The organism is Aeribacillus sp. SP014, from assembly GCF_054055575.1.
This window is the reverse complement of sequence record NZ_JBSRXI010000001.1, coordinates 1,578,168-1,601,372: the sequence shown is the minus strand read 5'-3', so window position 1 is coordinate 1,601,372 and position 23,205 is coordinate 1,578,168. Positions and strand designations below refer to the sequence as shown.

Here is a 23,205-nt window from a genome sequence, read left to right as displayed (position 1 = left end):
TTCTCCCCCTTTCGCAGAATGAAAACATTGCTTACAACAAATTGCGACAAATTAGTTACCCGCCGTTTTTTTCTTTTCTTCCTCTTGAAGCTGGCGCCATAAAATTTTGCCGCTGCCTGTGACAGGCAACTCTTTTCTAAATTCAACATAGCGAGGATACTTGTAAGCAGCCATATGCTTTTTTGACCATTCAATCATATCGTCGACACTTATTTTTCCTTCATAACCTTCCTCTAAAACGATAAAGGCTTTAACAGTTTCTCCTCTTTTCGGATCGGGAATTCCGATTACACATGCTTGCTTAACAGCTGGATGTTTATAAAGGTACGACTCTATTTCAGACGGCCATACTTTAAATCCAGATGTATTAATCATTCGTTTTACTCGATCGACGATGAAGAAATATCCATCATCATCATAACGTCCTAAATCCCCTGTTCGAAAAAATGTTTTTCCATCCAATTCGATAAAGGCTTTGCGATTTTCTTCTTCTCTGTTATAATAGCCGACCATCACTTGCGGACCATGAACGATAATTTCTCCTACTTCGCCAACTCCTAGTTCTTGCAGTGTTTCCGGATCAATAATGCGAGCATCCACATCAAAAGTCGGGATGCCGAGACATTGCCATTTTGGCCTGTCAGAAGGATTCAAGTGAGTTTGCGCAATGGTTTCAGAAAGACCGTATCCTTCGATAAAATACAGTCCGGTCATTTTATACAGCTTCTCTCCCAGCGCTTCAGGAAAAGCCGCTCCTCCTCCTGAAATAGAAGTTAAGGAAATCAAATCTTCCGCTTTTAGGCTAGGATTGGAAAGGAAATCAACAAGCATCGTGCTGATCGTAACCCAATGAGTGCATTTTTGGCTTTTGATCAGCTCAACTGCTGCTTCTCGATCCCATCTCGTCATGATCACGATCCGGCTTCCTGCAAAAATTGGTAAATGCATGCCCATGATCATGCCTGTTACATGAAACATTGGCAAAGTTGCAAGATGAACCGTATTTGCTGTTGCCCGAGCCCAATAATATCCTCCAACAATGTTGGCTTGGACGGTCTTGTTCGTATGCATACAACCTTTTGGCACACCAGTAGTACCGGATGTATATGGAATAACTGCTAAATCTTCAGGCAAGGCAAAATGTTCGCCTGGAATATCATTCGCCTGAATGGCATCCATCCATAGAAACTGGTTATAACTGTTAAAACGAATTGGAGGCATTTTCACTTCTTTTGGCAGCTTGCCATCAAACCCAACTCCAACATAATCCGAGTATGCTGCGATGAGAAGCTTCGTAAGAGATGTGTTGTGGAGCAGCGGTTCAACCTTTTCATTTAATTCCTGACCGATAATGGCAGTTTTTATTTCAGCATCTCGAATATAAAACTCCAGCTCCTTTGTTGTCAGCATAGGGTTAATGGGAACTACAACTGCATTTGCTCTTATGATTGCATAGTAGGCAATGATAAATTGCGGGGAGTTTTGCATAAACAATAAAACTCGTTCTCCTTTTAATACATTGAATTTTTGCTGTAAAAAACCAGCTATTCGATTTACTTCTTCATCCAGTTGGCGATACGTGATCGAACGGCCGTAATAATAGATAGCTTCATGATCAGGATAGCGTCTTGCTGTTATTTCTAAATTTTCGTAAATAGAAGTTTCCGGAACCGTTAACGATTTCGGAAGTTTAGGCCAAAATTTGTGATGAAGTGTCAGCAAACGGACCACTCCTTCATGAAATATATTCAAGAAAGCATAAGAATTTAAAAAACAATGATTAATATTTTATCTAAAAAAAACTCTATTGATTATTGGCAAAAAGAAAGGGGAAATCTTTTTAAATATCTAACATCTGCCCATTTAACACTTTTAAAATAAAATTTTGCAAGTTTTCCTCCGAAGCTTTCCCCTTCAGAATAAAATCAATTGTCACCCGTGAAATTGCAAATTCCCACTGCGGAAAATGCTTTTTAATCCTCTTTGCATTCCGATTTCAATCAATGTTTGACCTCGTTTCCCCTTTCTTTCAATGCTGTGGAAGCTAAACGACGCATGTTTTTTAGGAAATTGTTGTAATATGCCTATTGGCGATTTCAGGAAATTTTACGATTCACCTCAATTTCTTCTTTAGTTTCAATAGATTTTCAATGGAACTGATGCAAATATTTTTAACAATTCTTCTTTGTTAACAAAATAATCTCATTGCCACACCTATCAAATGAACCGTTTCTTGAATACTTGTTTTGATCATAACCTTGAAAATTTTTTCTATTTTCTATTAAGAGGCGAAGAGAGGCAGTTTTTACTTTTGTTATTCCCGTTCGATAATCGTTGCAATTCCCTGTCCCCCGCCGATGCAGGCTGTTATTAAAGCATACCTTCCTCCTGTTCGCTGCAGTTCATAGACAGCTTTTGTGATTAAGATCGCGCCCGTTGCACCAAGCGGATGGCCGTGAGCAATCGCTCCGCCGTTTACATTTAATTTTTCAGGGTTTATATTTAACTCCCTGTCGCATGCGATGACTTGAGCGGCAAACGCCTCATTTATTTCAATGAGATCGATATCGTCCAAAGTCAGTCCTGCTTTTTTCAGCACCTTTTTTGTTGCTGGAACGGGTCCAATCCCCATAATATTTGGATCTACTCCAGCTACAGCATACTCGCGAATGGCTGCCAACGGGGTTAAACTTAATTCCTCTGCCTTTTCCCTTGACATAACAACTAATGCTGAAGCGGCATCATTTAAACCAGAGCTGTTTCCAGCCGTAACTGTTCCGCCTTCTAAAAAAGCCGGCGGCAGCTTTGACAAAGCCTCCATCGTCGTTTGAGGACGGGGATGCTCATCCGTTTGAAAAACGATCGGCTCTCCTTTTTTGACAGGGATGGCTATCGGAACAATTTGCTCGTCAAACCGCCCCTCCTTCATGGCGGCGGCCATTTTTTGCTGGCTCTTAAAAGCGAATGCATCCTGTTCTTCACGACTGATCCCATACTTTTTCGCAAGATTTTCTGCAGTAATTCCCATTGGCGGATCACCAATTTCCTTTGGTGACAATTGGGACTTCCGAAAGCTTGGAGGCTTCGGACTATATGGTTTTTCCGGCCGGTCCATTAAATATGGCGCTCGACTCATGCTTTCGGTTCCGCCGGCAATATACACATCCCCGTCTCCAGCCCGGATTGCCTGCGAGGCAAGGTTTACCGCATTAATGCCAGAACCGCATTGCCGATCAACGGTTACGCCGGGAATTTTAATCGATAAACCTGTTTGCAGTGCAGTCAGCCTGGCAATATTCCCGCCGCCGCTTAATACATTTCCAAAAATCACATCATCAATCATATCTGGTCGAATATTAGCCCGTCTTACCGCTTCTTTTATCACTTCAGCTCCAAGCACGTGTGCCGGAACAGAAGCTAGTGCACTGCCTTGTTTTCCTATTGCTGTACGTACCGCCGAAACAATCACGGCATCTCTCTTCACTAATCTCACGCCTCCTTTATAAGCTTTCTTTCACCTTGCAGTTTAAAGCTTTTGAAAAAACTTGAATCTATGTCGGCCAGCTTAGATTGTAAAAACGTATTACGGCAGCTTTTTCCTCATACATTAGAAGTTTACGTACTGCACTTTAGAACAAGCGAAAACTTACATTAATGCGTTTTGGTCTGCTGATCCCAACAATAGTGAACTTTTTGACAGTAATGTAGGGCCCCCTCAAACTTTCTCCTTAATATTTCGAAAAGATGACCTCTCCTTTTACGACTTCGCTGTCATGTTGATTTACGGCCGCCACATCAAAACGGTATTGTTGGTCGAATTTTTCTTTTAATGTCGCTTTCAACGTGATCACATCATTTAGAAACACTTTCCCTATAAATCTTACAGAATAATCCTTCACAAACCCTTCATGATAATAAGGGGTAAAAAGTTTTGCCAGATTCCCCATTGTCCACATGCCATGTGCTATAATGCCCGGCAAACCAGCTTTTCTTGCTTCTTCATCTATTGTATGAATCGGGTTATAATCGCCTGAAGCTCCAGCGTATTTAATTAAATCTAATCTTGAAACAGGTTTGAGCTGAATGACTTGTAATGACTTCCCCTCTTGTAAATCAGACAGGCTGTTCAAACGATCATCTCCTTTCGAACCGCTTCCGTAATAATAATCGTTTGTTTAGAAGTAAAAATTATTTCACCGGTTGGATCTTCTCCAAAGCCTTTGAGGACTAAAAATCCCATTTTACCGCTCTTTCCCGTTTTCTCTACATAATCCTCCACTTTTAACCAACAAAAAATTTCTTCTCCTACTATTAACGGCCGTACATAATGAAACACCTGCTCACCATGAATTAGCCCTTTTTTCGGCAGATTCAATCCGGCAATTACCCCAAAATCAAATACTCTCGGAAATGTCGGCGGTGCAATATTGCGTTGATAGCGTGATTTTTTTCCTGTTTCTTCATCGATGAAAATCGGGTGAGGATCTCCGATAGCTTCGGCAAATTTCTTTACAGCACCACTTTCAACGATATTTTTTACCTTGTTAGAACACTTTCCGATATGCTGTTCAAACATTTGGAACCACCCCCGTCGATTTCTAGTTTTTCGGGCCCCCGGTTACATATAACACTTGCCCGTTCACAAAAGACGATCTTTCATCTGCAAAAAATGCTACCGCGTTTGCAATATCAAACGGCTTTCCGCTTCTGCCTACAGGTATATTGGCAGCTCTAGCGCTTACAAACTGCTCAAACGGCACGCCGATTCTTCTAGCTGTTTCCTTCGTCATATCAGTTTCAATAAATCCAGGCGCAACCGCATTTACCGTAATCCCAAACTTGCCAAGCTCAATGGCAAGCGTTTTGGTAAATCCTTGGATCCCTGCTTTTGCTGTTGCATAATTTGCTTGGCCGCGGTTGCCGAGAGCGGAAGTCGATGAAATATTAACAATCCGTCCGTATTTTTTTTCAACCATATATTTTTGAGCAGCCCGTGCGCAGTAAAAAGAACCTTTTAAATGAACATTCATCACGGTGTCCCAATCAGAATCTGTCATCTTGAACAATAAATTATCTCGAATGACACCGGCATTGTTGACAAGAATATCTATCGAACCGAATGTATTCACGACCTCTTCCATCGTACCTTCCACTTGTTCTCGATCAGTCACATCCGCCGCTTTTGCAAAAACCTCAAATCCCTTTTCTTTCAGTTCATTTGCTGTGGCCTTTAACGCTTCCTCATTTAGATCAATAAATGCCACTTTTGCTCCTTCCTCAGCGAAAAGCTCGACAATACTTTTGCCGATCCCACGGCTTCCTCCTGTTATAAAAGCAACTCTCCCATCAAATCGACCAGCCATTTCTGCTCCTCCTAACCATATTTTCGAAAAATTTCGTCATTTCCGGTTAAATTTGTATTAAAGTGACGTTTCATGAATGGTTAAATAAATTGACCGATTTTTACATGTCCTTTTAAAAGGTTTCTTGCAATGATCATACGTTGAATTTCATCTGTACCGTCATAAATTCTCCAAAGCCTTGCTTCCCGGTACCATCTTTCAATTGGCAATTCTCTTGTATATCCCATTCCGCCGTGAATTTGTAAAACTCGATCCACTACTCGATTCCCCATATTTGCGCCAAACAGCTTCGCCATCGAAGCTAAATGCCGATTATCCTCTCCTTGATCAAGAGTATAGGCAGCATTTAATACCAGCCATTTTGCCGCTTCGATTTCAACAGCTGAATCAGCAATTTGCCATTGAATGGCCTGTCTTTCGGCAATCGGTTTTCCAAAAGTAATGCGCTCTTTTGCGTAGTCGATCGCCATTTGCAAAAGACGCTCAGCTGCTCCGACTGCTCTTGCTCCGACGACCCATCTAGCAAAGCCGATCCATTCCAGTCCCAGGCTATAGCCTTTATGCAATTCACCTAAAATATTTTCTTCCGGGACGCGAACATTTTCAAACACCAGCCCGGCCGGTCCCCATTCTCCCATCGTATGAATATACTCTGATCTCCACCCCATTTCTCGATCAACAATGAAGCATGTAACCCCTTCACGGCCATTGGATTCTTTATGCTTTTCTTTATCTGTAATGGCAATGACCATGACAAAGTCTGCTTCGTTTCCGCCAGTGATGAACGTTTTTTCACCGTTCAGCACCCACTCATCACCGTCTTTTACGGCAGTCATCTTTATGTTTCGTGTATCTGATCCTGCACTTGGCTCAGTCATGGCAAAGCATGACTTTTTCTCCCCATTGATCGTTGGTATTAAATATTTTTTCTTTTGCTCTTCATTTGCATAGTAAAGAATATTATCCGCTGAACCGCCAAATTTAAATGGTACAAACGTTTTCGCAACCTCCATATAGACGATCGCCAGCATAACATTTCCTAAATCTGCTCCTCCGTATTCGGCTGGTGTGTTAATTCCCCAAAAACCAGCTTCTTTTGCTTTCAGCTGAAGCTCTTCAAGCTTGCCAGGCGGAAGGCTGGGCTTTCCTTCCCTTTCATTTCTGAGCACTTCATTTTCCAAAGGCATTAACTCTTTTTCAACAAATTTTTTTATCGTTTTTTGAACCATTTTTTGTTCTTCAGATAGACGTAAGTTCATGTTAATCTCTCCATCCTTTTCCAATTAAGATAAACTATTGATTCTCCTATACTACCGGCCAGAATGCATATCCCTTTGCAGCGGATTTTGATCAGGAGATTTGAAGCGGTTGATTTTAAACGATCAAATTTTCAATCAGCATGGCCATTCCCTGTCCTCCGCCTACACAAAGAGTTGCTATACCATATCGGTTATTTCTTCGCATCATTTCATAAAGCAATGTTGTGACAATCCGTGCTCCGGTCGCACCTAAAGGGTGGCCGAGAGCGATCGCCCCTCCATTCACATTTACTTTGTCATAGTCAAGGTTTAGTTCGCGAATGACTGCAAGCGCCTGAGAAGCAAACGCTTCATTCAGTTCGATTAAATCGATATCTTCCATCTTTTTTCCTGTTCGCTCCAGCAATTTTTGCACCGCTGGAACGGGTCCGATCCCCATAATTTCCGGGGATACGCCTGATTGCGCCCAATTTACAATCCGGGCTAATGGCTGAATGTTCAACCTTTTTGCCTTTTCTTCGCTCATGATGACCAATGCGCTCGCGCCGTCATTTCTGCCGCACGCATTACCTGCTGTCACCGTTCCGTTATGCCGAAAGGCCGGTTTTAATTGCTGCAATTTTTCCAAGGTTGTATTCGGGCGCGGATGTTCATCTGTATGAAAAATGAACGAATTTTTCTTGCTGTTGATTTCAATCGGAACAATTTCAGCTTGAAAATTCCCTTCTTGGATGGCTCTCTCTGCGCGCTTTTGGCTTTCTAATGCAAATAAATCTTGTTCTTTCCGTGAAATATTATATTTTTCCGCAACATTTTCTGCGGTTATGCCCATTCCCAGCTGATCTCCATAGATTTCATTCGGCTGCTGACCTGCCTCAGTATTGGAATCTACCAAATACGGCTGTCCCGTGCCAAAGCGAACACCTCTTAAATAGAAAGGCGCCCTTGACATATTTTCCGTGCCGCCGGCAACGACAATTTCCGCATGGCCTGTTAAAATTTGCTGTACAGCTGAAGCGATTGCCTGCATTCCTGAGGCGCATAAACGATTCACAGTAAAGGCGGTTGCCGTTTCAGGGATTCCTGCCCGCAATGCAGCGACTCTGGCAACATTTGAAGATTCCGTCGTTTGCCTTACCTCGCCTAAAATCACTTCATCTACTTGGGTTGGCCCGATTTTTGCTCTTTTTATTGCCTCTTTGATAACATGACTAGCCAAAAATCCGGAATTGATATCCTTTAATGCTCCGCCATACCGGCCGATCGCTGTTCGAACAGCGCTGGCAATGACTATGTTCTCCATGTACGTTCCTCCCCCGGAGAGCAGCTTTAAAATTTTTTTATATTATTTTTCCAGCAATCTTTTGTTATCCGTTTCGAAACACTTGCATTTACAGCATGACCATAATGGTTATTGGCCGTATTCCTTTTGTAATTGGCGGGCAATGATGTTTTTTTGAATTTCCGATGTTCCTTCATAAATTCTCGTAATCCGGGCATCTCGATAAAATCTTTCAATTGGATAATCTGAAATATAGCCGATACCGCCATGAATTTGAACAGCTTTATCTGCGACACGGTTATACACTTCCGACCCGTATAGCTTTAACATTGCTGCCTCTTTTATCACTTTCATTCCTTGATCTACCATCCACGCAACACGGTAGGTAAATGAACGCAATGCTTCAATTTCCATTGCCATTTCTGCAAGCATGTGAGCAACAGCCTGGTGTTCAATAATCGGAACATCAAATTGAATGCGTTCTTTTGCATATTGAACGGATAAGTCTAAAAGCTTTTGACAAGATCCTAAATTTCTGGCTGCTAATCCGGCTCGGCCATTCGCTAAAATTTTTAATGCATTCACATATCCTTGGCCTTCCTCCCCTAAAATATTTTCAGCTGGAACCTCGCAATCTTCTAAAATAATTTCAGCAGAATGAGAGCCTTTCAACCCCATTTTCTTTTCAACTGCTCCAACACGAAAGCCGGGGAAGTCCTTTTCTACGATAAAGGAAGTGATTCCCTTTGATCCTTTAGATGCGTCTGTTACGGCCATGACGGTGAAAACATCCGCTACCGTAGCGTTTGTTATATAATGCTTTGTGCCATTCAAAATATATTTTTCTCCTTTTTTGATCGCGGTCGTTTTTAAGTTGGTTGCATTGGAACCAGCGCTTGGCTCCGTCAAAGCAAATGCTCCTATTTTCTCCCCCCGCGCCATGGCTGGCAAGTATTTTTTCTTTTGCTCTTCATTGCCCATTTCGACAATTCCGACTGTGCCGATGCCAGTGTGTGCTCCGATTAATGTTGTAAAACCGTTATGGGTGGCGCCAATTTCTTCATATAAAGCACATTTCCCCACCATCCCGATTCCAAGCCCGCCGTATTCTTCGGGGATGCTTAATCCAAACAAGCCCAGTTCCTTGGACATTTCCACAATATGTTCGGGGATTTTATCTTCTTCTTCAATTTGTTTCGCAACTGCTTCGACTTCTGCTTGAACAAAATCTCGCACATTTCTTTTTAACAATTCGATTTCTTCATCCAGCTGAAAATCCATTTTTTCACCACCTCTTTTGTCCCCAATTTAAAGCTTGCTTCACTGATGGTTTATTCGAGCAAACCGGTTGGATGAAGCCGAATCGTCCATCTCTGTCAGCTTCACTCTGTCATAGAAACGGTTCACCCAAGATGCTTGCAATACATGTAAACAAGTTAGCCGTTTGATCAAAAGTGCCGACAAGACAAATTCATTCCATGAGGGAAACCTTTCAACATTTTAAAAACGCTTTCCTTTCATGCTGCGAATCGCACCCGTTTTCCGAATAACTATCTAGCATATAGAGATTTTCCCTAATCCTCTCTCTCTTCATGGCAGCTTTGCTAAAAACAGCACAAGACTTTTGAATGGAAATTCCGATCTTCAGGAAAACCAAATTTTTAATGCGGTTTAGAAACTAAGGACCTTTAACTTTTTAAATTCCTCTGTCAACATTGGGACCACGTCAAACAAGTCACCGACAATTCCGTAATCCGCCACTTTAAATATGTTTGCTTCCGGATCTTTATTAATGGCGACAATCACTTTTGAATTGGACATGCCGGCTAAATGTTGAATCGCTCCAGATATTCCGCAGGCAATATATAAATCAGGTGTAACTACTTTGCCAGTTTGGCCGATCTGCATCGAATAATCGCAATATCCAGCGTCACAAGCTCCGCGGGATGCCCCGACAGCTCCTCCCAATACTTCCGCAAGCTCTTGGAGCGGTTTAAAGCCTTCTGCACTTTTCACTCCACGACCTCCGGCGATAATTACTTTTGCTTCTGAAAGATCAACACCTTCAGAAGCTTTTCGAACGACGTCCTTTACGATCGTGCGCAAGTCTTTTATTTCAACCGATATGGAAGCAACTTTACCTGTTCTTTCCTCATTTTTCTCCAATGGCGCTATATTGTTTGGTCGAACAGTAACCAACATAATCCCCTCTGTTACCACTCTCTTTTCGAATGCTTTTCCCGAATAGATGGGTCGTATAAAGGTGATATTGTCACCGTCTGCCTCAATAGCTGTTACATCAGAGACGAGCCCTGCGTTTAATTTTGCGGCAATTTTCGGTGAAAGATCTTTTCCTAGTGACGTATGACCGAAGACAATTCCTTCTGGTTTTTCCTCCTCAATCACTGCCATAAGCGCTTGAGCATACCCATCAGGAGTATAATGCTTAAATTTTTCATTTTCCGCCACTACCACCCGATCCGCTCCATAGGCTATCATGTCTGAAGCAAGATTTGCTACTTTTTCTCCTATTAAAATTCCAACAACCTCTCCTCCGTTTGCTAACACTTTTGCAGCTGCAATTGCTTCAAACGAAACATTGCGCAGCGCTTTATCGCGGATCTCTCCTAAAACGATTACTTTTCTTGCCATCCTCATCTCCCCTTTGTCGTGATTAAATGATATTTGCTTCGCTTCTTAATAATGAAACAAGTTCTTTTGCCTGATCTTCTAATTCACCTTTTAATATCTTGCCCGCCTCTTTTTTTGGAGGTAAGAAGATTTCTAATACTTTCGTTTTTGGCTCGACATCATCTTCTTCCAAATCCAAGTCATCTAATTCTAATTGCTCCAGCGGCTTTCTCTTTGCTTTCATAATGCCTGGCAAAGATGGATAACGGGGCTCATTCAATCCTTGTTGAGCGGTGACCAGCAAAGGAAGCGACGCTTCAATCACTTCTACATCCCCTTCGACATCACGCTCAATTTTTACTTTTCTTCCGTCAATTTCTAGCTTTGTGATCGCTGTTACATAAGGTATTCCAAGCAGTTCGGCAACGCGAGGTCCTACTTGGCCGCTTCCGCCGTCAATCGCTACATTACCGGCTAAAATAAGGTCATAGTTCTTTCCTTCTAAATAGGTTGAAAGAACTTTTGCTGTCGTCCATTGGTCTCCATCCTCAACATCCTCCTCAAGTTTAATGAGAACTGCTTTATCTGCCCCCATTGCAAGAGCTGTACGCAATTCCTTTTCACCGTCTTCATTTCCAGCCATAACAGCTGTTACTTCTCCGCCTTGTTCATCGCGAATTTGAATGGCTTCTTCAATGGCGTACTCGTCATATGGATTGATGATAAATTCTGCTCCTTCCTCCTGAATGATTCCATCAGTCAATATAATTTTCTCTTCCGTATCAAACGTTCGTTTGATCAAAACGCATATGTTCATATTTATCACTCCAGTCTTTTTTTAGAACTTAGTGTGCTGACCGCTGCCAATTTTTCAGCTGATCGTTTTTTAAAAAGCTTCAAACATTTCTTTTCTGTGATTTTTCCTCTTCTACTAATATTCTTTTTAATAGTTTTCCAACCGAATTTCTCGGAAGGCTGTCACGAATCTCGAATTCTTTTGGCACTTTATATCTTGCTAATTTGGCATAACAAAATCCTTTTAATTCTTCAATGTCCATTTCGCTATTATGTTTCGGAACAATATACGCCTTCACGATTTCCCCTTCGTTTTGATGAGGAATCCCGACAACTGCTGCTTCTTTTACATTTGGATGCTCATATAAAACGCTTTCGACTTCTTGCGGATATACATTAAATCCGCCAACGATGATCATTTCTTTCTTTCTGCCGACAATATAGAAATATCCTTCATCATCCATCATGGCCAAATCCCCTGTATAAAGCCATCCGTTTTGAATAGCCTGTTTGGTTTCCGCCTCATTGTTCCAGTACCCTTTCATCACTTGCGGCCCTTTAATTAAGAGCTCCCCGATCATTTTCGGACCTAGCTCATGATCATTTTCATCGACAATTTTGCAATCTGTAGCCGGCAACGGAATGCCGATGCTTCCAACTACCCGTTTTCCAAATGGCGGATTGCGGTGGGTGGTCGGCGAAGCTTCGGACAAGCCGTACCCTTCACCAATTGCCGCTCCTGTCAGCTTTTCAAAACGTCTTAACACCTCCACCGGCAAAGGTGCTGAACCTGAAGTGCAAACTTTTAGTTTTTTTAAATCATATTGATCGATGTCAGGGTGATTGACAAATGCGTTATACATCTTCGGAACGCCTGGAAATTGACTTGGCCGATATTTCTGTATTTTTTCAAGAATATCTTGAACGTCAAACTTTTGGAACAACAGTATTTTGGCACCAATGTAAATCCCTAAATTCATCGCACATGTCATCGCATAAACATGATACAAAGGGATTGCCGTCAAAATGATTTCTTCTCCGAAAATCATTTTATCGCCATACATCAAATAACTTTGAATGACATTGGAGGTTAAATTATAATGTGTCAGCATCGCACCTTTCATTTTCCCTGTAGTCCCGCCAGTATACTGAATCACTGCCACATCCTCTTTTGCTTGGACATCCGTACATTTTTCAAGCTGTTTAGAATAATCTATTAAGGCTTTCAAATCGATAAATTGCCGATCTTTTTCTTCCGTGTTTTTTTGAGAAACGAAGATCTTTTTAAAAGGATATATGTGTTTTGCTTCTTTTATTTTTATTAAAGCGTTTTCATCAGCCACTATATATGAGATTTGTGAATCAACGATAATTTGCAAAAGCTCCCTAACCGTGTAAAATGGATTAATTTGCACAACGGTTAAACCTAATGCAAGTGCTGCGTAATATGAGATAATATAATGAGGATGGTTGGCAAGCATTAACCCGATTCTTTCCCCTTTTTGAAGCCCCATTTCGTTCCATGCTGCAGCTAGTTGATCGACTCGGCATTTTAACTCGTTATAAGTGATTTCTTCATTTTCAAAAATGACGGCAATGTTTTTGCCAAATCGCTTTGAAGTTTGCTCCAAAAAATTGTATAAAGATACTTCTGGAAAATTGAATGTTGACGGTTGATCTTTATACCATTTGCTCCACGGGCGTCCTTCTAGCAATTCCAAAATTGCAACCTCCTGCGCTTTTTATTGAAGACAAATAGCTTCTTTTCAGTTTATGACCCTTAACGTTCAAAACTGTTCACATCTATGCCGTTATTTTTTCTGAATTTTCATAAAATTAATTCGTTAAAAGGCACTTCTTTTCCTCTTATCTCGAAACAAAATTGCCAAAAGCTTCCCACCTGAATCCGATTCAACCAAAGCATCTAACAGTTCCCCGTTCTTACAGAGAACTGCCTCCATCAATTGCGACAATTTGGCCTGTCACATAATTGCTGGCAGGGCTTGCAAAAAAGAGCACCAAAGCCTTTAATGAATCCGTATCACCGATTTTTCCTAACGGGTTGCGTTTTTTTATTTCGTCTCCTTTTTGGCGAAGGGTATAATCTGTCATTTTTGTATGGAAAAATCCCGGAGCAATCGCATTAACATGAATGTTGTGCTTTGCCCACTTACGGGCTAGCTCTTTTGTAAAATGATGAATGGCTGCTTTGCTTACGCTGTAACCGGTCGCATTTAAAATTTCAGGAGATTCAGCTTTTAATCCGGCAACAGAACCAATATTGATAATTTTTCCATATTGTTGTTTAATCATATGCTTGCCTGCTTCTTTCGACATGAGGAAAGTACCTGTTATATTCACATCGATCACTTTTTGCCAAGCCTCAAGCGGCATGTCTTCAACATCGGCTCCCCAAGTTGTGCCGCTATTGTTGATTAAAATATCGATTTTGCCAAAATCATTGATCACCTCGGTTATAAATTGCCGGACGCTTTCTTCATTTTGAACGAAGCATTGATACCCTTTCGCGTGAATATTGTATTGTTTTTGAATGTTTTCAGCTGTTTGCCTGCAATTTTCAACCTTTCGGGAACAAATCGCCACATGACAGCCTGATGCTGCTAAAGCCTCTGCCATATGTTTTCCCAGCCCGGTCCCGCCGCCGGTAACGACGGCCACTTGATCGCGAATATGAAAAAGTTTATTTAGCACAAGCCATCCACTGCCTTTCCTTAAACTTCTTCGAGAATTTTTCTTGCGATAATGATTCTTTGAATCTCATTGGTTCCTTCATATATTTTTGTAATTCTGGCATCCCGGTAGTACCGTTCAACTGGATATTCCGATACATACCCCATCCCGCCATGAATTTGGACAGCGCGATCTGCAACACGGTTAAAGACTTCAGAAGCAAATAGTTTGGCCATTGCTGCTTCTTTCATCACGTTTTTCCCTTCGTCCACCATCTGTGCGGCCTTTAACGTTAACGTTCGAGCCGCTTCTGTTTCTGTCGCCATATCCGCAAGCATCCATTGAACCGCTTGAAAATGAGCAATCGGCTTCCCAAACTGGATTCTTTCTTTTGCATAGGCAGCTGACATCTCAATAAGCTTATCACACGAGCCGACCGACCTGGCCGCCAGCCCAATCCGTCCTTCTGCCAAAATTTTTAAGGCTGATATATATCCTTTGCCAACCTCGCCAATAACGTTTTCTTCTGGAACTATGCAATTTTCCAAAATGACTTGTGCTGTATGAGATCCTCTTAATCCCATTTTTTTATCTTTTTTCCCTATGATTAATCCAGGAAAATCCCTTTCAACGACAAAGGCTGTAATCCCTCCTTTCGCTCCTTTCTCCTTATCCGTTACCGCAAAAATGGTAAAAATATCAGCTATCGGGGCATTTGTTATAAAATGTTTGATTCCGTTTAAAACCCAGTAATCTCCCTTCTTTTCCGCCCTTGTTGAAATATTTGTAGCATCCGAACCAGCCCCAGGCTCGGACAAGGCAAAACAGGCTATTTTTTCTCCGGCCGCCATTGCTGGTAAATATTTTCTTTTTAATTCATCAGAACCGAGCTTCACTAATCCTGTGCTACCGATTCCTGTATGTGCACTTATCATGCTGACAAAGCCGTTATGCGTACGACCAAGCTGCTCAAGAACGATCGCTTTACCAAGCGTATTTAAACCGATCCCGCCGTACTCCTCAGGAATACTGATTCCGAACAGGCCCAGTTCTTTCGCTTGATCGATGATATGTTGGGGAATTTGATCCTCTTCTTCTATTTGTTGAGCATATGGTTCCACTTCATTGTCCACAAACTGCTTCACCATTTGCTTCATCTGGTCGATTTCCTGTATCGTTGTTTCAAGCATGCAACTTCCTCCTCAACAAGTTTTCATTTTTTTATAAGCAATAAGCGTGCCAATGACACATGATCGTTTTATTGCTTTTTTCCGAAATGCAGCGGGGGAAAATAATTCATAAATAAATCACTTTGTAGAAAAGTCTTTATTTCTCGGAAAAATATTTGATTCAAATATGAATCGATCAAATCAGTTTTGATTCACAAAAAAACTCCAATCCTTTCTTGAAAAAGATTGGAGTAAATTTATTTTTATCAGCATTGTTTAAGAGGAGTATAAATGATCTTTGCATGCTAGTTTTCATGACCATTTATATTTAAGTTGTATTTTCTCAGCTTTCGAACCACTGTTGGCTGACTCGTTTGCAGTGCTTCCGCTATTTCATACGTCGTTTTATATTTTTTACAAGCCATTCTTAAAATATTCTTTTCAGCTTGCTCCATCGCTTCCTTTAAAGATGGAATATTCGAATGGAACGTATTTTCATTTTGATATTCCGGCGGCAAATGATGAACCTTTAACAATTGATCCCGATTTACGAGCACAATTCTTTCAATCAAATTGGACAGCTCGCGAATGTTTCCCGGCCAATGGTAATGGTAAAAAAAGTCTTTTAATTCAGGGTCTATTTTCTTTTGCTTCCGATATTTTTTGTTTACATTTCGCAAAAACACTTCTACTAATGGCAAAATGTCCTCTTTTCTTTCTCTTAGAGGAGGGATGTGAATCGGGACGACATTTAAACGATAAAATAAATCTTCTCGAAACTCCCCTTTTTTGACCATTTCTTTCAAATCACGATTTGTTGCTGCAATAATTCTCACGTCTACCTTTTTTGTTTTCGTACCACCCAACCTTTGTACTTCTCTTTCTTGAATCACGCGTAATAATTTGACTTGCAAGTTTAATGGCAATTCTCCCACTTCGTCTAAAAACAGCACGCCCTTGTCAGCCGCCTCAAACAAACCTTGTTTTCCCTTTGCATTCGCTCCGGTAAAAGCGCCGCCTTCATATCCAAAAAGCTCAGATTCCAATAATTCAGGGGGAATGGCTCCGCAATTGACCTTAACAAATTCCCCTTTAAACCTTCTTTCGCTATTGTCATAAATATGCCGAGCCAACACATCCTTCCCAACGCCCGTTTCGCCTAAAATCAATACGGTTGCATCTACATTGATAATTCGATTGGCAGTGTCGTAAATGAATTTCATCTGCTGGCTATTGACAACGACATCATGCTCATCTTCCTTGTTTCTTTTTAATCGGTCAATCTCTTTTTTATATGTCTCATTTAATTCATTTGCTTTTTTTAAGGCTTTCTGGAGCTCATTTAATTCGGACAAGTCGCGAATATTTGTGACAACTCCCTCAATTTCGCCGTTTTCGTTAAAAATCGGATTGCCTGTTAACAATGTTTCTCTTCCTGAATAGTTTAGTTGGACAACTGACACCGTTCTTTTTGTTTTCAAAACTTTATGAGTTACAGAGTCTTTTAAAATCCCTCTCTTTTGGAGATAATCTACCTTTTTCCCAATATAGTATTCTTTTGGAATTCCAGTAATTCGTTCGATTGCCGAATTCGTTTTAATCGTAACACCTTCTTTATCCGTAATATAAATGCCGTCGTAAGAGTTTTCGATAATGGCGTCTAATTCACGGTTAAGGCGATGGGTCTCTTTTAACTCATCAAGCAATGAAATTAATTCTAAGGAAAAAGTCCCTATATAAAAGAAATGTTGAGATTCTTCTATTTTCGTTTTCAGAAACATGCAGCTTTTCCCTTCCACCTCCGTTCGCACAACTTTTCCATGTTTGAATTCTTCCCATATATGAAATATGTCGTGTATTTTTTTATGTTTAGTAGAAGTACGGACGTATTCATTGAATACTTCGTTGCCAAAGAGGATTTCTTCGTTGGGGGACATGACAAAATAGGGAAAGGGGATTTGAAATTGAACGGCTGAGCTCATCTAACCACCTCTATCTCACAGTTTCGCGGATTTTTTAGGTTGGCGATTTTTCGCCTCTTTACATATATTTGATTTACGAACCAGTTTCTACAAAAAATGTGGATGATTATTAAAAGAATACAATACTTTAATGATTTAGTAAATAATCCCAATACACATGAAAAAACCCCATTTGGATGGAGTGATCCAAACGAGGTTTTAAGCAATTAATCGATTTATATAAACAATCCGTCTTTAAAGCCGATTTCATAAATATAAAAGGTGCCGTATAATATACTAATTGCTCCGGCAAGCGAGCAAATGAACGGAACATATTTTTTCACTTTGCTTCCGAGAATAAACGGCAGGCCGAGAATGGTTGTAAAACAAAACATGCCGATGATCGTCCCGACTCCGAAAATGCAGATGTATAAAAACGCTTGAAAATAGCTTTCAACAGTTGTCATCGTTAACAGCACCATTGCCGCGCTTCCTGCCAAACCGTGAATAAAACCAATGATCAATGATTTAATATTTGTATATTCCGTTTCATCGTTTCGCGCCAGTTTGTGCCTGCCATCGCGAAGACTTAAAATTCCTAAAATCACTAACATAATCCCGACGAATAATTCCAATGTCAATGAAACCTTCTCCGGAATAGCTGTTTTTAATCCGATCACGATCATCCCGATCAACAAAAGGGTAGCGGTGTGTCCAATTCCCCAATATACTCCTGTTAAACTGGATTTCTTTAAAGTTTTTGTCCTGCTGGCAATTGTGGACACAGCAATCACATGATCCGGTTCAGTTGCATGTTTCATCCCGAGAATCAATCCGAAAAAAAGCACGGATAAAAAATTGACTGACACATTTTTCACCTCTTCTATTTATCTCTTTAATATTTTCGTAATAGGATTGGAGGTTCTTTTAATAGATAAGCTCTCGCCAATCGGTGAACTTCCAAAAACAGCCCCTCAATGTGATCGGTATGGTTTCCTAAAATTCTAATCATAAAGGCAGATGGCAAAAATCTTGAAATGCCGATCCGTCCATCAAACGGTCCTCCCTGCAAATGGCATGAAATCTTTTCCATTAATTTATCATCCACTTCGTCAGAAATAACGAGGAACGAACCGTAATGTGTATAGCCTTCCATATTCAATAATTGATCAATTCCCCGATCCCCTTGTTGATAAAAATGATCGAACAAAATCAATCGATTTTCCTTATAAACTTTTAATTTTAGCCGAATTGCATCGAAACAGAACGGCTGCCCGGTTTCAGACCAGCCCGGCGTAATAATTTCTTTGTACAAAAAGGCTGCACCCTTTTCCATATGGACGATGGTTTCCTGCTCAAAGCGAGCCTGTTCATAAACGATCAACGGATCTGACAAACATTCCAGCACGCTGTCTTTTTGCAATGTAAACAAGAATTTCTGCTTGACAGGTTTTTTCGGTGTTTTATAAATTTTCGTTGAAGATTGTGACGTCACCGCAAGCCTTGCCTTTTCACCTAAGGAAATTTCTTGTGCGTATTCATCCCCGTCTACACATCCGCCGCCGACATGAATCACATAAACGATCGGTATCGACGATTCCGTATAGACCGGCTTTGTCATTTTCAAAGCTCCCTGAAAAAAGTGATCCGTAATTACGGTCCGCTCCCCTTTTTGCTCCGCGCGAATCTGCAAAATTCCTTCCATTTCTACAACCCTGCCAGCAGCGCATTTCGTTTAATCCAATTGATCACATTATCTAAACCAATTTCTTCCTTTAAATTAGTAAAAAAGAACGGTCGCTCCCCCCGCATCATTTTCGTATCTTGTTCCATGATTTCAAGACTTGCACCGACATAAGGAGCGAGGTCGATTTTATTGATGATAAACAAATCAGACTTAATCATCCCTTGTCCCCCTTTTCTTGGGATTTTTTCCCCTTGGGCAACATCAATGATATAAATGGAGAAATCGACTAATTCCGGGCTGAAGGTTGCCGCTAAGTTATCTCCGCCGCTTTCAACAAAAATCATATCTAAATCCTCGTGTCTTTCTTTTAACTCATCAATTGCCGCAAAATTCATCGATGCATCCTCACGAATGGCCGTATGGGGACAGCCGCCTGTTTCGACGCCGATAATCCGATCCTCCGGAAGAACGCTGTTTTTTATTAAAAATAAGGCATCCTCTTTTGTATAAATATCATTAGTGACAACAGCAACACTGAATTCCTTTGACAAATAGCGAGTCAATTTTTCCACTAGCAGCGTTTTGCCGGCTCCTACTGGCCCTCCAATTCCGATTCGTATAGGTTCCATTTTGACTGATTCGGGATTAGCCCCAAATCTTTCCCCCCTTATCTTTTGATCAAGCTTTGCAGTTTTTTTTTGAAAAGAAGCAGATCGCTTCTTACGCTTTCCAGCCTTTTCGCTTCAGCCAAGCATGCAGAGAGTTTGTAAAAATAATGAAACTCTGAAAACAGTCTGTTAAGACATAAAAAGTCTTACATGCAATTGCTCATGCCTCATTTGTGCAATTTCAAGGCCAGGTGATTGCGCACCTAAATCGTCGATCGAAAGTTTGCCAATTTTTAAAACAGCTCTCCTCACATCCTCCTGCAAATCTTTTAATAGCAGTTGCCCTTCTTTTTGACCGATCGGAATGCCGCGGACTCCGTTTTGTACAAGCGTTTGAATAGTGGAATACAAATACGTTACAAGCGTTGTTTTTTCATCCGCTCCTATTTTTATCCCGACAATGGCAAAAACGAGAGCCGCATGTCCGTAAAGCTTCTTCGCTTTTATTTTTTGAGCATATTGTTGCAGTGTTGGATGAGGGTAAATATTTAAACAAAGCTTCAGCATTTGCTCGCCAATTCTTCGGTTCCCTTCTTTCGTTTCTTTAGCCATTGAGCTGGCGTAAAGAATCTCATCCAGCTTCCAAAGCTCCTCTTGTTTCCCTTCTTTTTCAAATTGATATGCAAGCCGGCAAGCCAGTCCGTCCGTATAGACGAGCTGCTTGTCAATGTACGTTTTTAAAAAACTTTTAAATGTACTTGCATCTTTTATTTTCTGCTCAACAATATATGTTTCGAATCCGAACGAGTGGGAGAAGGCTCCGGAAGGAAAGTTTGAATCGCTTATCTGCAATAAAGGCAGCCAATCAATCATGGTGATGATGTCCGACATATCGAAAAGGTTGTTTTATTTTTCGTTTCTCCCGTTTGCAAGGAATGTTCAGCTCGTTTGCAAGTTGTTCTACAAGATGATCGTATTGCACGATCATTTCATTTCCTTCAAACTGAGCCGGCAAATGTCTGTTGCCGATTTGATGTGCAATTTCTCCCATCTCTTTCAGCGTAGCCGGACAAATGACAAGGACATCTTCAGGCAGGACAGAAATAATGATCATATTGTTTTCATCTTCATATAAAATGTCACCATCTGCCAGCTTCTTTTCCTCCTTTAAACGAATCCCTATTTCGTTCCCGTGGTCTGTTTTCACTCGTTGAATTCTTTTGAGCAGATCATCGCTTCTTAAATAGACGCGCTCCACATGTTTTTCCTTTACTGCTTTTGCATAAATATTTCCAAGTGTTTCTTTAATAATCATCCGTCTTCACCTCAAAACAGAAAATATCTTTGCGCCATCGGAACAACTTCAACCGGCTCACAATTGATCAATTCACCGTCCACCTTTACCTCATACGTTTGTGGATCGACTTCGATAGAAGGAGTTTCACCATTAAAAACCATGTCCTTTTTCGTCAATGTACGAACTCCTTTGACGGGTTTCACAAATTTTTGCAACTTTAACTTTTCGGGAATGCCGGCTTTTATTGCTGCTTTTGACAAAAATGTGATCGATGTTTGTGAGACAGCTTTGCCAAATGATCCGAACATCGGACGGTAATAAACAGGCTGCGGAGTTGGAATGGATGCATTTGGGTCTCCCATCAAACTATAGGCAATCATTCCGCCCTTGATGATCATTTCCGGCTTCACCCCAAAAAAGGCCGGATTCCAAACAACTAAATCCGCCAATTTGCCGACTTCTACAGAGCCGACATATTCAGATATTCCGTGGGCAATCGCAGGATTGATCGTATATTTTGCCACATATCTTTTCACTCTGAAATTGTCATGATCTTGGCCGTCTCCCTTTAAGGAGCCCCGCTGCTTTTTCATTTTATCTGCGGTTTGCCATGTCCGCGTAATCACTTCGCCGACCCTTCCCATCGCTTGCGAGTCGGAACTGATCATGCTGAATACGCCAAGGTCATGAAGAATATCTTCCGCTGCAATCGTTTCTTTGCGAATGCGGGAATCGGCGAAGGCGATATCTTCAGGAATAGCCGGATCCAAATGATGGCAAACCATCAGCATATCTAAATGTTCCTCGAGCGTGTTGACTGTAAACGGTCTTGTCGGATTTGTCGAAGAAGGCAAAACGTTTGGCAGGCTGGCCATTTTCATAATGTCCGGGGCGTGTCCCCCGCCTGCGCCTTCCGTATGGTATGTATGAATGACCCGGTCTTTAATCGCTGCAATGGTGTCTTCTACAAAACCGGCTTCATTTAACGTATCTGTATGGATGGCAACTTGCACATCATACTCGTCAGCTACGGATAAACACTGATCGATCGCCGCCGGTGTTGAACCCCAGTCCTCATGCAGTTTTAAACCAACTGCACCTGCTTTGATTTGCTCCTCTAACGCTTTTTTTCCGGATGAATTTCCTTTCCCTAAAAAGCCGAAATTCATAGGAAAATGTTCAACTGACTCCAGCATTCTATAAATATTCCATTCACCCGGTGTACAAGTCGTTGCATTTGTCCCTGTTGCAGGCCCCGTTCCTCCTCCTATCATTGTTGTAATTCCAGATGTCAAAGCTGTTTCAATTTGCTGAGGGCATATAAAATGAATATGGGTATCGATTCCGCCTGCCGTAACAATCATTCCTTCTGCCGCAACGATTTCGGTTGAAGCTCCGATTACCATTGTGACGCCATCCATTAATAATGGATTTCCCGCCTTTCCGATCGCGGCAATTTTCCCATCCTTTATGCCGATATCCGCTTTATAAATACCTGTATAATCAATAATAATGGCGTTTGTGAGAACAAGATCCATCACGTCTTTCCTTTCGGCAAATGGATGCTGTCCCATTCCGTCGCGAATCACTTTCCCACCGCCGAATTTTACTTCATCTCCGTATACGGTAAAATCTTTTTCGATTTGAATGAAGAGTTCCGTATCAGCCAATCTAATGCTGTCTCCAGTTGTCGGGCCGAACATATCGGCATATTGTTTGCGCGGCATTTGAAAACTCATTTGTCCGCCTCCTTTGTCAACGGTCCGTTCGTCAAATTATTTAAACCGTACACTTCTTTTTTTCCCGAAAATTCAACGAGCTCTACGATTTTCGCATCGCCCGGCTCAAACCTTACCGCCGTTCCGGACGGAATGTTTAAATGCCTGCCGAACGCCAGCTGCCGGTCAAATTCGAGCGCCCTGTTTACTTCAAAAAAATGAAAATGCGAACCGACTTGTACTGGACGGTCCCCTCTATTGACAACATTGAGCTTGATCGCCTCTTTCCCTTTATTGCAAACAATCGGAGCTGATTTTAATCGATATTCCCCTGGAATCATTTTTTCACCTCTTTTACCGGATCGGATCATGGACGGTTACAAGCTTCGTTCCGTCTGGAAATGTTGCCTCCACCTGGATATTTTCGATCATTTCCGGAACGCCTTCCATCACATCATCTCTAGTTAAAATTTTTGTGCCATATTGCATCAACTCCGAAACCGTCCGTCCTTCCCTTGCGCCCTCCATAATCTCATATGTGATGATGGCCACTGCTTCCGCATAGTTCAGCTTCAAGCCTTTTCTCTGCCTTCTGCGCGCTAAATCTGCAGCAACAACGACCATCAATTTTTCCTGCTCTCGGGCTGTCAGCTTCATAACACCCTTCCTTTCTAACAGACAATCAAAAATAACACGATTTTCTTACATTCCATTTCCCTCAATGGGTTGAAGATAAAAGGTGTT

The 23,205-nt window shown here is 41.3% G+C and carries 22 protein-coding genes; all 22 read right to left on the bottom strand.

Annotated elements, in window-relative coordinates; all coding sequences use genetic code 11:
* Positions 1-51 precede the first annotated feature (51 nt).
* Positions 52-1,722, bottom strand: a complete 1,671-nt coding sequence (locus tag ACVIJU_RS07900) for a long-chain fatty acid--CoA ligase (RefSeq protein WP_063386880.1) — start codon at positions 1,720-1,722, stop codon at positions 52-54.
* 592 nt (positions 1,723-2,314) lie between these two features.
* Positions 2,315-3,484 carry a thiolase family protein gene (locus ACVIJU_RS07895; protein ID WP_063386879.1) on the bottom strand — a complete coding sequence of 390 codons (1,170 nt, stop codon included), beginning with the start codon at positions 3,482-3,484 and terminating at the stop codon, positions 2,315-2,317.
* 244 nt (positions 3,485-3,728) lie between these two features.
* Positions 3,729-4,130, bottom strand: coding sequence for a MaoC/PaaZ C-terminal domain-containing protein (locus tag ACVIJU_RS07890; protein ID WP_130158402.1), 402 nt, complete (start codon positions 4,128-4,130; stop codon positions 3,729-3,731).
* The gene (locus ACVIJU_RS07885) at positions 4,127-4,576 is read right to left on the bottom strand and encodes a MaoC family dehydratase N-terminal domain-containing protein (RefSeq protein ID WP_311067174.1); all 450 of its coding nucleotides are present in this window, start codon (positions 4,574-4,576) and stop codon (positions 4,127-4,129) included. Before ACVIJU_RS07885 ends, ACVIJU_RS07890 begins: the two co-directional genes overlap by 4 nt.
* Before the next feature lie 22 nt (positions 4,577-4,598).
* Positions 4,599-5,363, bottom strand: a complete 765-nt coding sequence (locus ACVIJU_RS07880) for a beta-ketoacyl-ACP reductase (RefSeq protein WP_130158406.1) — start codon at positions 5,361-5,363, stop codon at positions 4,599-4,601.
* An 80-nt stretch (positions 5,364-5,443) separates the two neighbouring features.
* Positions 5,444-6,622, bottom strand: coding sequence for an acyl-CoA dehydrogenase family protein (locus tag ACVIJU_RS07875; RefSeq protein ID WP_066248706.1), 1,179 nt, complete (start codon positions 6,620-6,622; stop codon positions 5,444-5,446).
* Between the two features lie 115 nt (positions 6,623-6,737).
* On the bottom strand, positions 6,738-7,925 hold the full coding sequence (locus ACVIJU_RS07870; protein WP_456687444.1) for a thiolase family protein: 1,188 nt from the start codon (positions 7,923-7,925) through the stop codon (positions 6,738-6,740).
* A gap of 108 nt (positions 7,926-8,033) precedes the next feature.
* Positions 8,034-9,185, bottom strand: coding sequence for an acyl-CoA dehydrogenase family protein (locus tag ACVIJU_RS07865; RefSeq protein ID WP_456687443.1), 1,152 nt, complete (start codon positions 9,183-9,185; stop codon positions 8,034-8,036).
* A gap of 390 nt (positions 9,186-9,575) precedes the next feature.
* On the bottom strand, positions 9,576-10,556 hold the full coding sequence (locus ACVIJU_RS07860) for an electron transfer flavoprotein subunit alpha/FixB family protein (RefSeq protein ID WP_456687442.1): 981 nt from the start codon (positions 10,554-10,556) through the stop codon (positions 9,576-9,578).
* A 22-nt stretch (positions 10,557-10,578) separates the two neighbouring features.
* Positions 10,579-11,352, bottom strand: coding sequence for an electron transfer flavoprotein subunit beta/FixA family protein (locus ACVIJU_RS07855; protein WP_311067171.1), 774 nt, complete (start codon positions 11,350-11,352; stop codon positions 10,579-10,581).
* Between the two features lie 79 nt (positions 11,353-11,431).
* Entirely contained in the window at positions 11,432-13,051 is a 1,620-nt protein-coding gene (locus tag ACVIJU_RS07850) for a long-chain-fatty-acid--CoA ligase (RefSeq protein ID WP_066248718.1), read from the bottom strand.
* Between the two features lie 220 nt (positions 13,052-13,271).
* Entirely contained in the window at positions 13,272-14,042 is a 771-nt protein-coding gene (locus tag ACVIJU_RS07845) for a glucose 1-dehydrogenase (RefSeq protein WP_066248722.1), read from the bottom strand.
* A 20-nt stretch (positions 14,043-14,062) separates the two neighbouring features.
* Positions 14,063-15,211, bottom strand: coding sequence for an acyl-CoA dehydrogenase family protein (locus tag ACVIJU_RS07840; protein WP_063386868.1), 1,149 nt, complete (start codon positions 15,209-15,211; stop codon positions 14,063-14,065).
* 284 nt (positions 15,212-15,495) lie between these two features.
* Positions 15,496-17,172: a sigma-54 interaction domain-containing protein gene (locus ACVIJU_RS07835; RefSeq protein ID WP_456687441.1), complete on the bottom strand. Its 1,677-nt coding sequence runs from the start codon at positions 17,170-17,172 to the stop codon at positions 15,496-15,498.
* Positions 17,173-17,387: 215 nt separating this feature from the next.
* Positions 17,388-18,020, bottom strand: a complete 633-nt coding sequence (locus tag ACVIJU_RS07830; protein WP_130158577.1) for a HoxN/HupN/NixA family nickel/cobalt transporter — start codon at positions 18,018-18,020, stop codon at positions 17,388-17,390.
* A 26-nt stretch (positions 18,021-18,046) separates the two neighbouring features.
* A complete protein-coding gene (locus tag ACVIJU_RS07825; protein WP_339211317.1) occupies positions 18,047-18,856 on the bottom strand; it encodes an urease accessory protein UreD in 810 nt (269 codons plus the stop codon).
* Between the two features lie 2 nt (positions 18,857-18,858).
* The gene (gene ureG, locus ACVIJU_RS07820; protein ID WP_063386865.1) at positions 18,859-19,467 is read right to left on the bottom strand and encodes an urease accessory protein UreG; all 609 of its coding nucleotides are present in this window, start codon (positions 19,465-19,467) and stop codon (positions 18,859-18,861) included.
* A gap of 168 nt (positions 19,468-19,635) precedes the next feature.
* Positions 19,636-20,319 carry an urease accessory protein UreF gene (locus tag ACVIJU_RS07815; protein WP_456687440.1) on the bottom strand — a complete coding sequence of 228 codons (684 nt, stop codon included), beginning with the start codon at positions 20,317-20,319 and terminating at the stop codon, positions 19,636-19,638.
* The gene (gene ureE, locus ACVIJU_RS07810) at positions 20,312-20,761 is read right to left on the bottom strand and encodes an urease accessory protein UreE (RefSeq protein ID WP_063386864.1); all 450 of its coding nucleotides are present in this window, start codon (positions 20,759-20,761) and stop codon (positions 20,312-20,314) included. The genes ACVIJU_RS07815 and ureE overlap by 8 nt, the downstream gene beginning before the upstream one ends.
* 11 nt (positions 20,762-20,772) lie before the next feature.
* Positions 20,773-22,482, bottom strand: coding sequence for an urease subunit alpha (gene ureC / locus ACVIJU_RS07805; RefSeq protein WP_063386863.1), 1,710 nt, complete (start codon positions 22,480-22,482; stop codon positions 20,773-20,775).
* Positions 22,479-22,802, bottom strand: a complete 324-nt coding sequence (locus tag ACVIJU_RS07800; RefSeq protein WP_063386862.1) for an urease subunit beta — start codon at positions 22,800-22,802, stop codon at positions 22,479-22,481. Before ACVIJU_RS07800 ends, ureC begins: the two co-directional genes overlap by 4 nt.
* Positions 22,803-22,815: 13 nt before the next feature.
* Positions 22,816-23,118, bottom strand: a complete 303-nt coding sequence (locus ACVIJU_RS07795; RefSeq protein WP_063386861.1) for an urease subunit gamma — start codon at positions 23,116-23,118, stop codon at positions 22,816-22,818.
* Positions 23,119-23,205 lie beyond the last annotated feature (87 nt).